This window comes from Marinagarivorans algicola (genome assembly GCF_001292705.1).
In the GTDB taxonomy this organism is placed as follows: Bacteria; Pseudomonadota; Gammaproteobacteria; order Pseudomonadales; family Cellvibrionaceae; genus Marinagarivorans; species Marinagarivorans algicola.
This window is the reverse complement of record NZ_LGAK01000009.1, coordinates 152358-167968: the sequence shown is the minus strand read 5'-3', so window position 1 is coordinate 167968 and position 15611 is coordinate 152358. Positions and strand designations below refer to the sequence as shown.

Annotated in this window: 14 protein-coding genes; 8 read left to right on the top strand and 6 right to left on the bottom strand. The window is 47.9% G+C overall.

Going from position 1 to position 15611, the window contains the following annotated elements; translation table 11 throughout:
- Window positions 1–188, top strand: a 188-nt coding sequence (locus AC438_RS17135; protein WP_238376311.1) for a hypothetical protein, incomplete at its 5' end; no start/stop codon positions are given.
- Between the two features lie 567 nt (window positions 189–755).
- Here AC438_RS17135 and cysG read toward each other — a convergent pair.
- The 6 genes from cysG to AC438_RS03970 all read right to left on the bottom strand — a co-directional run bounded on the left by cysG (window position 756) and on the right by AC438_RS03970 (window position 8518).
- A complete protein-coding gene (gene cysG / locus AC438_RS03995) occupies window positions 756–2150 on the bottom strand; it encodes a siroheme synthase CysG (protein WP_053979975.1) in 1395 nt (464 codons plus the stop codon).
- Window positions 2151–2155: 5 nt separating this feature from the next.
- Window positions 2156–3442 (bottom strand): serine--tRNA ligase, encoded by a 1287-nt coding sequence (serS, locus tag AC438_RS03990; protein WP_053979974.1) that lies wholly within the window; start codon window positions 3440–3442, stop codon window positions 2156–2158.
- 202 nt (window positions 3443–3644) lie between these two features.
- Window positions 3645–4031 carry a fluoride efflux transporter FluC gene (locus tag AC438_RS03985; protein WP_053979973.1) on the bottom strand — a complete coding sequence of 129 codons (387 nt, stop codon included), beginning with the start codon at window positions 4029–4031 and terminating at the stop codon, window positions 3645–3647.
- 80 nt (window positions 4032–4111) lie between these two features.
- Window positions 4112–5449, bottom strand: a complete 1338-nt coding sequence (locus tag AC438_RS03980) for a replication-associated recombination protein A (protein ID WP_053979972.1) — start codon at window positions 5447–5449, stop codon at window positions 4112–4114.
- Window positions 5442–6146, bottom strand: coding sequence for an outer membrane lipoprotein periplasmic chaperone LolA (gene lolA, locus AC438_RS03975; RefSeq protein WP_053979971.1), 705 nt, complete (start codon window positions 6144–6146; stop codon window positions 5442–5444). Before lolA ends, AC438_RS03980 begins: the two co-directional genes overlap by 8 nt.
- Window positions 6147–6235: 89 nt before the next feature.
- Complete coding sequence (locus AC438_RS03970) at window positions 6236–8518, bottom strand: DNA translocase FtsK (RefSeq protein WP_053979986.1); 2283 nt, start codon at window positions 8516–8518, stop codon at window positions 6236–6238.
- A 560-nt stretch (window positions 8519–9078) separates the two neighbouring features.
- Between AC438_RS03970 and trxB the strand changes: the two genes are divergently transcribed.
- The 7 genes from trxB to AC438_RS03925 all read left to right on the top strand — a co-directional run bounded on the left by trxB (window position 9079) and on the right by AC438_RS03925 (window position 15512).
- The gene (trxB, locus tag AC438_RS03960) at window positions 9079–10023 is read left to right on the top strand and encodes a thioredoxin-disulfide reductase (RefSeq protein ID WP_053979969.1); all 945 of its coding nucleotides are present in this window, start codon (window positions 9079–9081) and stop codon (window positions 10021–10023) included.
- 94 nt (window positions 10024–10117) lie between these two features.
- Window positions 10118–10891 carry a leucyl/phenylalanyl-tRNA--protein transferase gene (gene aat / locus AC438_RS03955; protein WP_082353962.1) on the top strand — a complete coding sequence of 258 codons (774 nt, stop codon included), beginning with the start codon at window positions 10118–10120 and terminating at the stop codon, window positions 10889–10891.
- On the top strand, window positions 10888–11598 hold the full coding sequence (locus tag AC438_RS03950; protein ID WP_053979968.1) for an arginyltransferase: 711 nt from the start codon (window positions 10888–10890) through the stop codon (window positions 11596–11598). The genes aat and AC438_RS03950 overlap by 4 nt, the downstream gene beginning before the upstream one ends.
- Window positions 11599–12372: 774 nt before the next feature.
- Window positions 12373–13146 carry an ABC transporter ATP-binding protein gene (locus AC438_RS03940; protein WP_053979966.1) on the top strand — a complete coding sequence of 258 codons (774 nt, stop codon included), beginning with the start codon at window positions 12373–12375 and terminating at the stop codon, window positions 13144–13146.
- A gap of 123 nt (window positions 13147–13269) precedes the next feature.
- Window positions 13270–14022: a transporter substrate-binding domain-containing protein gene (locus AC438_RS03935; protein WP_053979965.1), complete on the top strand. Its 753-nt coding sequence runs from the start codon at window positions 13270–13272 to the stop codon at window positions 14020–14022.
- 77 nt (window positions 14023–14099) lie between these two features.
- Window positions 14100–14807: an ABC transporter permease gene (locus AC438_RS03930; protein WP_053979964.1), complete on the top strand. Its 708-nt coding sequence runs from the start codon at window positions 14100–14102 to the stop codon at window positions 14805–14807.
- Window positions 14808–14810: 3 nt separating this feature from the next.
- Complete coding sequence (locus AC438_RS03925; protein WP_053979963.1) at window positions 14811–15512, top strand: ABC transporter permease; 702 nt, start codon at window positions 14811–14813, stop codon at window positions 15510–15512.
- The last annotated feature ends 99 nt before the right edge of the window (window positions 15513–15611 follow it).

Below are 15611 nucleotides of genomic sequence, written 5' to 3'. Positions count from 1 at the left end.
GCATTTCTGTTTCTGCATTTGGGGTGTCCAGTTTTTCTGCACGTCAGAATGTTTGGGGTGTCCAGTTTTTCTGCATTTGGGGTGTCCAGTTTTTCCATGCCATTCGTCAGAATGTTTGGGGTGTCCAGTTTTTCCAGAAGCCTTGCCCAATAGGCCATCCAGCAAACATATGGCAGACTGCGATTTAGGCCGGCAAGAGCCAACCGAATCATTAAAATATAAAATGGCAGCCTAGGTCATGCTCTAGCGTTTCCTGTCAATAACTAAAAACTTCGGAATCGAGTTTATAAAAACCGACTACATTCTTAACCACATTGTAATAACCGTTAACTAAAAACCAAACCATCCACCAAAAGCCGCCCGCGTCATCTATTCAGGGCCTTTGGAGGCAGGATGCCGACTAGAGCCTACAGGGAAGTACTTGCCGCGTACCTTGAATGGGTAGCGAGGGTGGCGCACCGATCCAACCGAACAACCAACATGAACATGAACATGAACATGAACATGAACATGAACATGAACAACATAATGCACCACACACCCAAGCGAGCATATCCTCTTTTACACCAACATAAATAATTAAGCGGCATGATAAAACCTCTAAACACCGCAAAGCACTGAACACAATTTTGAAAAACACCAAAACTTTCGGGCTGCAACTGAAATAAGATCAAATCCTTAGCGACAGGGTGTCGCTAAGGGTCAGTAAACATCGCACTTAAAATAGGCTGTACAGCGTGTATCAAAAAGCGCCGCTAACGTGAACCTTTATACCAATTTAATTGACTCTGCAAAGAGACAACCGAGCCAATAATTAATAACGTAGGGGCTTTAACGGGGGTATTTTTAATGAGCAGCGGCAGCGTGATTAAATCGCCGGTATGCACTTGGTGATCGGGTGTTGTGCCGCGTTCAATTAACGCACAAGGGGTTTTGGGGTCTTTGCCGGCGGCAATTAAGCGCTGGCAAATGTCGGGCAACGCGACCAACCCCATATAAAAAACGAGAGTTTGATTGGCGCTGGCCATTTCGGTAAACGGTAAATCACAAGAACCTTCTTTTAAATGCCCCGTCACAAACCGCACCGATTGTGCATGGTCGCGATGCGTGAGTGGAATACCCGAATAGGCCGCGCAACCACTGGCAGCTGTAATACCCGGTACCACTTGAAAGCTCACGTTGTTTTCGGCTAAGAGTTCTATTTCTTCGCCACCACGGCCAAAAATAAAAGGGTCGCCACCTTTTAAACGTAATACGCGCTTGCCTTGCTTGGCTAAATCCACCAACAACTGATTAATATCCTGCTGGGGGACGGCGTGATTATCACGCTTTTTACCCACGTAAATACGCTCGGCATCGCGGCGTACCAGCTCTAAAATAGGCGGACTAACCAAGCGATCATAAAGTACCACCTCGGCTTGCTGCATTAAGCGCAGCGCTTTAAAGGTTAGTAAATCGGGGTCACCGGGGCCGGCCCCCACCAAATACACTTCGCCTTGCATATGATCGATAGCATCGTCTGCACCATCAAGGGCTTGGCGCATAAGCTGCTCGGCTTGATCGAGGTTTTTGGCAAATACCTGCTCAGCCACAGGGCCTTGCAAGGTATGCTCCCAAAACCGCCGGCGCTGCTCACCATCGCTAAAGCGCGCTTTAACCGCGTCTCTAAAACGGCTCGCTAGCTGCCCCAGCAAACCATAAGTACTCGGCAATAAAGCCTCTAGGCGTGAGCGCACCATGCGCGCTAACACCGGCGCTTCGCCGCCGCTGGTAATGCCAATAATCAGCGGGCTACGATCGACAATGGCCGGGGTAATAATCGTGCATTTGCTAGGGTCATCGACCACATTGACTGGCAACTTACGGGCATTACAATCTTCGGCGACTTGGGCGTTAACGCTATCAATATCGGTGGCTGAAATCACCAATACCGCATCGTTTAAATGCGCTTGAGTATAGGGTTGGTAAACACATTGCCCACCGGTTGCAGCAATAAGCTTGGCAAGCTCAGCGCCAATGTTTGGCGCCACAACCGTAATGCGCGCGCCAGCCTTAGTGAGTAGACGGGCCTTGCGCAACGCAATAGTACCGCCGCCCACTAATAAGCAGGTTTTGCCTTGTAAATCATGAAAAAACGGAAAATAACGCACGCGCCCTACTTGCCCGCAGCACTAATCACTTGTAATCCACCCATATAAGGGCGTAATACCGGCGGTACAACAATCGAGCCATCGGCTTGCTGGTAGTTTTCAATCACGGCTAACAAGGTACGGCCAACAGCCAAACCCGAGCCATTTAACGTATGGAGTAACGCCGGCTTGCCAGTTTCGCTATTGCGGTAGCGTGCTTTCATGCGGCGCGCTTGAAAGTCTTGAAAATTACTACAAGACGAAATTTCACGGTATTGCTGCTGTGAAGGTAGCCATACATCTAAGTCGTAGGTTTTAGCGGCCGAAAAGCCCATATCACCAGCGCACAACGCCATTTTACGGTATGCCAAGCCTAATTTTTGTAAAATGGCCTCGGCGTGCCCGGTTAAGGTTTCGAGGGCGGCTTCTGAGTCTTCGGGTTTTACAAACTGCACTAGTTCGACTTTTTCGAATTGATGCTGGCGGATCATGCCCCGCGTATCGCGCCCGTAGCTGCCTGCTTCTGAGCGAAAACAGGGTGTGTGCGTAGTATAGCGAAGCGGTAATTGTGCCTCTTCTACAATTTCGCCACGCAATAAGTTAGTGACCGGCACTTCGGCAGTAGGGATCAAATAAAACTCGCGGTCGTCGTCTAATTTAAAGAGGTCTTCTTCAAATTTAGGTAGCTGGCCTGTGCCGTATAATGATTCGCGGTTAACAATATAAGGCACGTAAACTTCTTCGTAGCCGTGCTCTTGGGTATGGGTATTGAGCATAAACTGTGTCAACGCGCGGTGTAAACTGGCGAGCTGCCCTTTCATCACGGCAAAACGTGAGCCTGTAATTTTACTGGCTGTCTCAAAATCGAGCATGCCTAAAGCTTCGCCTAAATCGACGTGGTCTTTGGGCTCGAAATCAAAGCTTGGGACCTCGCCTACGGTACTAACCACAACGTTATGCTCTTCTTTGAGGCCGGCAGGCACGGTGCTGTGCGGTACATTGGGTACGCCACCTAAAATAGCATCTAGCTCATTTTGTAACTGGCTTAGCTCGGCTTCGGCCTGTTGCAATTTGGCTTTCATATCATCAACAGCCGCCAATAGTGGGGCAATATCTTGGCCTTGCGCCTTGGCTTTACCAATATTTTTAGCGCTGGCATTACGCTCTTGCTGTAAGGCTTCGCAGCTAACTTGCAAGGTTTTACGCTTGTCTTCTAGGGCCGTAATCGCGGCGACATCTAAAGAGTAACCACGGGCTTTAAGCACTGCGGCAAGTTGGTCTATTTCATTGCGGAATAATTTAGGATCTAACATAGTTACCCTGTATCGGTTGCCTTATCTAATAATTGATTGGTATACATATTTGAGCGCGGCGTACGCTATTAAGCGCTCAACAATGACTATTTATAATTGCAGTGATGGGCTTACCTGTATGCCCTGTATTTAATACTTGCCCTTGCCTTTAATACTGCCTTGCTCGCTGGCACTTTTAAACTACTCGTATTTGCCAGCCACTTTAAACCAGCGCTTTAGCACCCCAGCCAGCTAGCGCATAACCTAATGCAATCGCTAAAACACACGCCATCACACTGGCCACTAAATAAGCCAGCGCTAATAGGTGCGCATTGTGCTCAAGCAACAGCCAAGCCTCAAGGGCAAAACTCGAAAAGGTGGTCATTGCCCCTAAAAAACCCGCCATAAGCAACGGTTTAAAGCTGAATGGTATATGTGATTGCTGAATTAAGTAAAAAAGCGCACCCATAATAAGACAGCCGCTAACATTAGCAATAAATGAGGCCATTGGCCATTGGCCAGGCACTAGCGGAAACAGCAATACCAAAGCAAAGCGCACGCATGCCCCTAATGCACCACCAAAAGCCACCCCCAAAAACTGCATTAGCATTTTTTGCCCTCTATTTATTACCTTATTATTACGCCATAAAAGCGCACAATAACACCCCAGCCTAGTTGCATACGGCTTGATTACTCGCTCTGTTTGGCGGCGGCATCGAGCTCGGCTAGGTGAGCGAGTTTTTCGCCAATTTTAATCTCTAAGCCGCGCGGCACTGGCTGGTAATACTGCCTAGCAGGCATTTCATCAGGAAAATAATGCTCGCCGGCAGCATAAGCGCCCTCTTCGCTGTGGGCATAACGGTAATCTTTACCCATATCGAGGTTTTTCATTAATGTGGTAGGCGCATTACGTAGGTGGTTGGGCACATCGTAGCTTGGCTGCGCTTTGACATCGGCCATTACCGCTTTGTAAGCGGTATACACCGCATTGCTTTTAGGTGCGCACGCCAAATACACCACGGCTTGCGCGATGGCCAGTTCGCCTTCGGGGCTGCCTAAACGCGTTTGTACATCCCAGGCATTAAGAGCCAGCTCTAAACCCCGCGGGTCGGCATTGCCAATATCTTCGCTGGCCATACGCACCACGCGCCGCGCCACATACACCGGATCACAACCGCCATCAAACATGCGCGCCATCCAATACAAGGCACCGTCGGGGTTAGAGCCACGCACCGATTTATGCAACGCCGATATTTGCTCGTAAAATAAGTCGCCGCCTTTATCAAACCGGCGCACATCATGTGCCGCGACCTGCTCTACGGCCTCTAAGTTAATTTGGCCACCAGCCGATACCATATCAGCCGCTAGCTCTAATAAATTAAGTAAACGCCGAGCATCGCCATCGGCACATAATATTAGGCTGTCGCGTGCCGCTTTACTGACTGTAAGCTGTTGCTGACCCAAGCCTGCGGCATCATCGCGTAAAGCATTATCAATCAGTAAATTTAAGTGATCTTGCGACAGTGATTTAAGCACGTACACGCGGCAGCGCGAGAGCAAGGCATTGTTCACCTCAAACGAGGGGTTCTCGGTGGTTGCGCCTACAAATACCACGGTGCCCTCTTCTACATAGGGCAAAAAGGCATCTTGTTGCGATTTATTAAAACGGTGGACTTCATCGACAAACAATACCGTTTTTTTGCCGTGCATGGCTAAACGTTGCTGCGCTTGCTCGGCGGCTTGACGAATATCTTTAACGCCTGCCAATACAGCCGATAAAGCTTGAAAATGGCCGTCAACCAGGTCAGCAAACAGCCTAGCCAAGGTTGTTTTGCCCACCCCCGGCGGGCCCCATAAAATCATCGAATGCAAAGCCCCATGGCGCAAAGCTTCGCCTAAGGGTTTACCTTTTTCGAGGAGATGATCTTGGCCAACATAACTAGCTAAGTTACGCGGGCGCATGCGGGCGGCCAAAGGGGCTGCGCTGGCTGCTTTAGCGGCCACCTCGGCACTAAACAAATCACTCATTCATCAACACATCCGTACCTTTGGGCGGCACAAAAGTAAACAGGGCATCGTCAAGCACGCGGTTAGCGACTAGGTCATCAAAATCCATAATGGTTTGCTGGCCTAAGCGGTCGGTTAATATCGCTTGGGCAATATTGTTATTATTAAAAATCAAACGCACCGCAGCAAAAGGAGCATCTGCACTATTAAGCGGCGTTAAATCAAAGAGGTTTTGTGATGCTTTTTGAGCTGGAGGCGCGACTTTTTCAACCCTAAAACGCGTACTTAAATCTTGAATGCCCCCACTTAATAGAACAGCCGGGTTAAACGGCATTTGAGCTTGCGGCGTAATAGTCACTTGCTCAAGGTCGGGGTCGTAAACCCAAATCGTTTGGCCATTGCCTACAATCGTTTGCGGATAAGGCTCGGCACTTTGCCACAAATATAAACCTGGACGCTTGATCTTAAAGGTGCCCTCGGTAGTTTGCAGCTGCTTGCCGGCTTTAGAGTTGAGTATTTGAGTAAAACGGCCTTCTACGCTTTTATAAGTTTGTAAAATACCCATCAATTGCTCGGCAGCGGTATCGCTTGCCGCTTGCACAGAGTGTGGAGCCGGTGCTTGAGCGAATACCACAGCCGGTACACTCAACCCCACTAACCCCACTAATAATAAATTTGACCTTAAAACCGCTGATTTTAAGTATTTAGATAAAAACATAACGTACTCTTAGCTGATACCAGCATCAAAAAACAAGCAGTTATTATTACTGCTTAAACTTTACCACCACTGAACCTATGAGGTGGTGTCTATCGCGGCGGTGGCGGTGGCGCCAATACATCGCGGCTGCCATTATGCCCCATCGCACTAATAACACCAGATTCCTCCATTTGTTCAATGAGGCGTGCCGCGCGGTTATAGCCTACCCGCAGCTTGCGCTGTACCGAGGAAATACTCGCTTTGCGCGTTTCGGTAATAAACGCTACCGCTTCATCATACAAAGGGTCGGATTCGCTCCCACCACTGTCGCTGTCTTCACTAAAGCCCGGTACCACCACAGCATCGGTGGCTTCGCTAAAAATGTCTTCTAAGTAGTTGGGCTCGCCGCGTCGCTTCCAGTCGGCCACCACCGCATGCACTTCATGGTCATCGACAAAAGCGCCATGCACCCTCACCGATAAACTAGTGCCTGGCGGCAAATACAGCATATCGCCGTGCCCGAGCAGCTGCTCGGCACCGCCTTGATCCAAAATAGTGCGCGAGTCAATTTTTGATGACACCTGAAACGCAATACGCGTAGGTACGTTAGCTTTGATTAAGCCAGTAATCACATCGACCGAGGGGCGCTGCGTGGCGAGCACCATATGAATGCCTGCTGCCCTCGCTTTTTGCGCAATTCGAGCAATGAGCTGCTCTACTTTTTTGCCCACAATCATCATCATGTCAGCAAATTCGTCGATCACCACCACAATAAACGGTAAGCGCCCTAATAACGGTGCCTCTTGCACACCAATACCCGCCTCGTCGGGCTGCCATACAGGATCGGCAATAGGTTCACCCGCTTTAATGGCATCGCTCACCTTTTTGTTATAGCCAGCTAAATTTCGCACGCCCAGTGCAGCCATGAGTTTATAGCGGCGCTCCATTTCGCCCACACACCAGCGCAAGCCGGTTGCGGCGTCTTTCATGTCAGTAATCACCGGCGCCAGCAAATGTGGAATACCCTCGTACACCGATAGCTCTAGCATTTTAGGGTCAACCAGCAGTAAGCGGACTTCCTCGGGCGAGGCCTTGTACAAAATACTCACTAACATCGAGTTCACCCCCACCGACTTACCCGAACCTGTAGTACCGGCCACCAATAAATGCGGCATTTTAGCGAGATCGGCAATTATCGGCTGACCCGAAATATCGTGCCCCAGCGCAAAGGTGAGCGGCGAACGTGATTTTTCGTAAACACTCGAGGCAATGACTTCGCTTAAGCGCACCATCTCACGCTCTTCGTTAGGAATTTCGATCCCAATGACCGACTTACCTTGAATCACCTCAACCACACGTACACTAATAACCGCCAGCGAGCGTGCAATATCTTGTGCTAAACCGGTAATACGGCTGGCTTTAATACCTGGGGCCAATTGCAACTCAAAACGTGTCACCACAGGGCCCGGTAAGACCTCAACCACCTCGACAGTAATATTAAAGTCTTTGAGTTTTAGCTCTAATAGGCGCGACATGGCCTCGAGCGACTCTTCGGAGAAGCCTTTTTTATCGTTTTTTTGCACAGGCTCGAGCAAACTAATAGGCGGCAGCTCACCCACAATGGGCTCTTCATCGACAAATAGCGTTTGCTGTTTTTCTTTTTCGACCCTAGGGCTTAGCGCTGGCGCCTTTGGCGGTAAATTAATGGTGGGCGCTTTGCGCTCTTGGGTATGCTTGATTTCTTTTTCGATAGCTACATGGCGCCGCTGCACCGACATTTGCGCAGCTTTATGCTCTCGTCTGCGCAACAGGTAATGCTGCCAGCGCTCGGCCAGTGAGCGGCTAAACGTGAGTACCGTTTTGCCAATTGCATCCATTACCGTAAACCACGAGATATCAATAAAGATGGTCAAGCCAAATAAGAGCAAGCTCAGCAACATTAATGAGCCACCTATCACACCAAAGGCCCCATCAACCGCACTGGCAATCGATAACCCCAATACGCCGCCTACAGACGAGGGCAAGCGGGTAGATTCTAGCCCCTGCGAATGCACCGCCATGCCCGTGGCCGATACCATGACCAGCCAAAAACCAATAAAACGCAACCCTAAAATAACCGGGTCAAACGCATTATCTCGGCGATCGCGTAAGACGCACCACGCTTGATAACCGAGCATCAGCGGGAACAGGTAGGCCATATAACCAAATAACGAAAACGCCACATCCGCGAGCCACGCACCCGCCGGACCACCAGCATTTGCCACGCCGGTATTGGTGCCGGTGTTGGACCAGCCAGGGTCAAAGGGGTCAAATGTTGCGAGCGCTAAAGTAAAAAAGCCACAGCCGGCAGCAATAGCAATTAACAAGCCCTCTCGCATAATAACCGCCAGCATACCTGCTTTATGTGTAGCCGCCGCAATTTGCTCAACGGTAGGGCTATTGGCTTTTTTGGCCTTGCTGGCTCTGGGCTTGCGCGGCTTTTTGGCCGGTGCCGCACTCGCAGGCAGCCCAGCAGGCGCCGCCTCACGGGTATCACCCATTGAGGTACTGTCGATCAAGGTCTCGTCAAAATCGCTGTCAATATCTCTATCAGTCTCTAAATCGGTATCGCTCACATTGGCCCCAGCGTCTTTACGCACTTTTTTAAATATTCTACTGGAATAAAAGCACAAAAAAACCAAACTTTCTGATTATCTCTAATCGCATAACACTTGGCCGTGCCCACCAATCCCTCAATACTGCAGGCGTCACTTTTACGCATCGTAGTATGGACCATGATATCAGCAAGCCAAACATAGCTAAGTTGATGTATTTCACTTAAGATAGTCGCCATAAAACCCGCTAAAATGAACGCTTAACAAGGGTAAATGTTTATTTTGCATCGCCACCTTTAAATAGCGTGTAGCCGCTACCACATAATAAACATTCGAACACTACAATTTAGGATACCACCATGACTGACTCGCAGCACCGCCGCCTGATTATTTTGGGCTCCGGCCCCGCCGGTTATACTGCCGCTATTTATGCCGCGCGCGCCAACCTTAATCCGTGTTTAATCACAGGTATGCAGCAAGGTGGCCAGTTAACCACCACCACCGAAGTTGAAAACTGGCCTGGCGGTAAGCACGACTTACAAGGCCCCGACTTGATGGTCGAAATGCAGCAGCATGCCGAGCGCTTTAATACCGAAATGATCTTTGATCACATCAATGAAGTCGACCTAAGCAAACGCCCCTTCACCCTTAAAGGCTCTAGCGAATACACTTGTGATGCGCTCATTATTTGCACGGGTGCCTCGGCGCAGTACTTAGGCCTACCCTCAGAGGAAGCCTTCCAAGGCAAAGGGGTTAGCGCCTGCGCCACTTGTGACGGTTTCTTTTACCGAGACCAAAAAGTGATTGTAGTAGGCGGCGGTAATACCGCTGTAGAAGAGGCGCTTTACCTCTCCAATATTTGCGCTGAAGTGATTCTGGTGCATCGTCGCGACAGCTTAAAATCAGAAAAAATCTTACAAGATCGCTTATTCGAAAAAGAAAAAAACGGCAACGTGACCATTATGTGGAACCATCAGCTCGATGAAGTGCTCGGTGACGACTCTGGCGTTACTGGAGTACGACTCAAAAGTACCCAAGATGGCGCTACAAAAAACTTGGACATTAGCGGCGTATTTATTGCCATTGGCCACAAACCCAATACCGATATGTTTGAAGGCCAGCTCGATATGAACGGCGGCTACCTAGTAGTCAAAAGTGGCCTAGAAGGCAATGCCACACAAACCAGTACACAAGGCGTGTTTGCCGCTGGCGATGTCGCTGATCACATTTACCGTCAAGCCATTACCTCTTCAGGCTCGGGCTGCATGGCAGCTCTTGATGCCGAGCGTTTTTTGGATCAATAAGCGCCCTTAACTGACCGCTTAATAGCCATGAGCCGCCCTGCTGCAACCTGTGGCAGGCTGGCTTATCTCTTTTACGCTGACCAAACTGTCTCTTATGGATCAACCTATTTGGCTCAACGAAGACCCTAACCTGTTCCCCCCCACCGAACTCGCCTTGCAAGAGCCCAATGGCTTGCTCGCGGTGGGTGGTGACTTAAGCCCAGAGCGCTTAATGGCGGCTTATTCACGCGGTATATTCCCTTGGTTTGATGATGACCAACCGATCTTATGGTGGACGCCCGAACCCCGTATGGTCTTTAAACCCGGCCAAGTACACCATAGTAAAAGCCTGAAAAAGCATCTACGCAAACACACCTTGAGCGTGACTATTGATCGCGATTTTGAAGCAGTCATTCAACACTGCCAGCAGCCGCGTGCAGGCCAAGACGGCACCTGGATCACCGAAGAAATGCAAGCGGCCTATATCGAGTTACACCGTTGCGGCATTGCGCATTCGGTCGAAACCCGCGATGCCCAAGGCACTTTAATGGGCGGTTTTTATGGCGTGGGCATTGGTGGTATATTTTTTGGGGAAAGCATGTTTAGCCTACACACTAATGCCTCAAAAGTGGCTATTACGCAGTTTTCGGATTGGGCTCAAACCCAAGGCTTTGCACTCATCGATTGCCAAGTCGATAACCCACACTTAAGCACACTCGGCGGCGAACTGATTAGCCGCAAGCAATTAGAGACCACCATTAGCCAGCACGGCGCCAGCGAATTTGAGCATTTTCAAAGGCTTTGGCAGCAAATGCGCGGGCAGTGTATTTACAAGAGTGATATAAAGCGTGAGTGCGCACAACAAATGTCAAATGGCGTCAGCTTATGAGTGAACTCGCCAACCTTAAGCTCTATGCCACTGCCGAGCACCCTTGCAGCTACTTAAAAGATCAGCAAGCCTCGACGATTTTTATCGACCCAGCCGCTAACCTTGATGTTAATGTGTACTCTGCATTAAGCGAGCTGGGCTTTAGGCGCAGTGGCGGGCATATTTACAGACCGCACTGCGCCGATTGTGCCGCGTGTATATCGGTGCGCGTACCTGTGCAAGCATTTGCCCTCACTCGCACCCACAAACGCTGCATTAAGCGCAACAGCGACCTCACTATCACCGCAACAGCACACCCGAATATCGATGAGCATTACGCGCTCTATGAGCGCTATATTCATGCGCGTCATAGCGATGGCGACATGTACCCGCCCAACCGTCAACAATATATCGACTTTTTAAATAACCCACTCGGCTGCACGCATTACATAGAAATGCGCAAACAAGGCAAGCTTATAGGTTGCGCAGTCAGTGATAGACTCAGTAACGGGCTATCGGCCATCTACACTTACTTTTGCCCCACACAAACCACGCGCAGTCTAGGTCGCTTCGCCATTTTGCATCAAATACAAAAAGCGCAAAACTTAGGCCTACCCTACCTGTATTTAGGTTACTGGATCCGCAACTGCCAAAAAATGACCTACAAAAGCGAATATCAACCTTTTGAGAAGTTAATTGATCGGCAATGGGTATTGGGTGCATCCTAAGTCACACCGCCAATTAAGCCACACTGCCACAACAAGCTCATGCCAAACATCATATCTAGATGACATATCACCGGTACACGCACGATAACGCTACAAAAAGTGACACTCAAGCCATCGAGCGCACCAAAAATGCCCTCAATAATGTGCTTGTGACAATATGAACGACATTATCTTATCTTAATACTTGCCAACTCAGGCCCTATACCCTCATTATTGCAAATCTATTGCCTGTAACCCGCGCTTAAACCCGCAATGCATAGCCCGTCATTGATGAGCCTTTGCTGTTAACTCGTTGTTTTCGCTTGTTTTTGTTTGGGGTGTCCTCGATCATACTGACCCTTGATCATACCGACCCTTGATCATAGTGGGGCACGATCATACTGACCCTTAAATGGCTCGATCGATAAAACCACCGCGTGTGCCTGCTCAACAAGCCAATACACATAGCAGGCGTAACAGCGCAAAGACGACTTTGCATCAAAATACCTAACACACACACGATGCTATGTATTGACAACTTGGGTATTGACAACTTAGGTATTGACAACGTGGGTACTGACAACTTAGGTACTGACAACTTAGGCTGCCTAAAATGCGCAACCCAATCGCGATATACCTCTATAGACTATACCGTGAGGCTCACCAGTATTGGCAAGCCCGATAAAACGGCATCACCCAGTACAATACAGACAATTTATACATTTTAGAGCAATTTACATTTAGAGTGTCCAGATTCGCTCTTTAAGCACTGACTAAGAAAACGAGGAAAACCCTATGTCCGAAGATGTCGCCGCACTGGTCGCTAACGATATACACAAACAATTTGGCGATCATAAAGTACTGAAAGGCATATCAATGAATGCGCGTAAGGGTGATGTTATCTCGCTTATCGGTTCATCGGGTTCTGGCAAGTCGACTTTTTTGCGCTGCATGAACCTCTTAGAAATTCCAACATCTGGGGATATTGAAGTACATGGCGAAACCATTGATTTCAAAACAGATAAGCGCGGCAATAGACGACCTGCTAATATGCGCCAAGTTGAGCAAATGCGCTCTCGTTTGTCGATGGTCTTTCAAGGCTTTAATTTATGGTCGCATATGACAGTTATGCAAAACATTATTGAAGCACCTGTCAATGTATTAGGTATCAGTAAAGCCGAGGCCACCGAGCGAGCCAAAGAGCATTTAAACCGCGTGGGCTTATATAACCGTAAAGACTATTATCCGGCACACATGTCGGGCGGCCAACAACAACGTGCAGCGATTGCACGAGCATTGGCTATGAATCCTGAAGTCATGCTATTTGATGAGCCAACCTCGGCTCTCGACCCTGAACTGGTCGGTGAAGTTTTAAAAGTGATGCGCGGTTTAGCCGAGGAAGGCCGAACAATGATTGTCGTGACCCACGAAATGTCCTTTGCCAAAGACGTCTCAAATCATGTTGTTTATTTACATGAAGGTATCATCGAGGAGCAAGGTAAACCTAAGGATGTTTTTGAGAACCCTAGCTCAAACAGAATGCAACAATTTTTATCACCCAAATATTAAACATATGAAATGCTTATCTTTTAAAATAACGCTATAAATATACGCTTATTACCCCCTGTCATTATTCAATATTAATGAGCCGCGCTATCAAGCGCCTCATTTTTGCAACGTGGAGCATATAACATGAAAAAACTACTCATCATGGCTGCTAGCCTTTTAGTATTAGCCAATACTGCCAACGCTAAAAACAAAGACGTTATTCGCGCAGGTGTTGATGCACCTTACCCACCTTTCGAATACAAAGCGCCCGACGGCTCGTTAACGGGCTTCGAAATTGAACTGGGCAACGAAGTTTGCAAAGAAATTACCGGCAAAGATTGCGAATGGGTGGTGCAGGCTTGGGACGGTTTAATACCGGGTTTACTTGCACGGAAATATGACATGATCTTTTCTTCCATGTCCATTAATGACGAACGCAAAAAGCGCGTATTATTTTCAAACTCTTATTACACAACACCTTCAGCCTATTTTTCGGCTACAAACTTTGACCCCACTGCCTCAAAAGGCAAGCGTATCGGCGTACAACGCGCCACCATCCAAGACACCTATATTACTGAATTTTTAACAGACGCCGAAGTGGTGCGCTATACCACCGCTGACGATATGGCTTTAGATCTTGAAAGCGGTCGCCTGGATGCAATGTTTGTAGATGCACCTGTCGGCATGGGTATTATTAAGGAAGGCTCTAAAATTGTACAAGTCGGCGAACTCGTCAAAGAACCTGTGCGCATTTTTGGCAATGGCGTTGGCGCGGCCTTTCGTAAACGTGATGCCAAACTTGAAGCACAAGTTTCTGCTGCATTAGAGACCATCAAAAAAAATGGTAAATACGACGATATCATGAAGCGTTATTTCGATTTTGACATCAAAATTTAAATGATTGAACTCATCACATTAAAGCCGTAAAGGGGTCTTCTCCCCTTTTACTTTTTAAGACTCAAAGAGACTGATCGATGTTTGATTTTGAAGGTTATGGCCCGGGGCTTTTCCAAGGGGCCCTACTCACCATAGAGCTTGCAGCCTTATCACTGATAATTGCTTTTACACTTGGGCTACTAGGTGCTGTTGGGAAATTATCAAATAATACTTTAGCCAAGGGGTTGGCCACAGCCTATACCACCATTATTCGCGGCGTTCCCGATTTAGTCTGGATGATGTTATTATTTTTTGGCGGCCAAATTATAGTCAATACATTTTTTGATTGGCTGTATAACTTTAGCGACGGGTCAATTGATATTTTCTTTCCATTTAACGAATTCCTTGCCGGTGTACTCACAATTGGGTTTATTTTTGGCGCTTATATGACCGAAACATTTCGTGGTGCATTTATGGCTGTAGATGTTGGGCAAATAGAGGCAGGTAAAGCCTATGGCATGAGTAACATAAAAATATTCAAACGTATTATGTTTCCGCAAATGATGCGCCATGCCATTCCTGGTATCGCTAATAACTGGCAAGTTTTGTTAAAGACAACCGCGTTAGTGAGCATTATAGGCTTAGCCGATATGGTGCGTTTAGCCACTGAAGCGGCAAAATCGACGGGCGAGCCTTTCAAGTTTTTTATCCCTGTAGCTATTGTATATTTAGGATTAGCGGCGATCTCGGATTTGTTTTTCAAAAAGCTTACAAGCGTTTACAGTGCTGGCGTCGTAAAAGGATAAAACATGTTTGAATCTACCCTCGAAATATTCAGTAACCCCGACACATACCAGACCTATTGGGACGGTACTGTTGTCACCATACAAATGGTTTTTTTATCGCTACTCATTGGCGGTGTGATTGCTATACCACTGGCAATTTTACGCACATCCAAAAATCGATGGATTAACACCCCCATCTGGACATTTACTTATTTGTTTCGCGGAACCCCTTTATTGGTGCAGCTATACATGATTTATTATGGCGTTGCATTAGTAGAAGGCATACAGCAAACATTTTGGTGGGTCATTTTAAAAGAAGCCTTTTACCCATGCTTAATTGCTTTCACTTTAAATACTGCCGCTTATACCACAGAGATATTTAGAGGCACTATCGAAACAACACCAAGAGGCGAAATAGAAGCTGCCAAAGCGTACGGCATGAACTGGGGCAAGCGCATGCAGCGCATTATTTTGCCCAGCGCCTTTCGCCGCGCAATACCGGCATATTCTAACGAGGTCATATTTATGCTGCATGCTAGCGCTATTGCATCCACGGTAACTATTGCTGATTTACTTAATGCTGGCCGACTCATTTATGCTCGCTATTATGCGCCCTTTGATGGGTTTATTTTTGCAGGCATTATCTACTTGTGTTTAACCTTTGGTATTTTAGCGGTATTTAAACAACTCGAAAGGCGCATGCTAGGTCACCTACAGCCACGCTAGCGCAATACACAGCCCATAGACCTTCGACGCCTCTGCAATAGTGATGCTACTCTTTGATGTCGCTCAGTACTTTAAATTACTTATAACTATTCAGAGGTA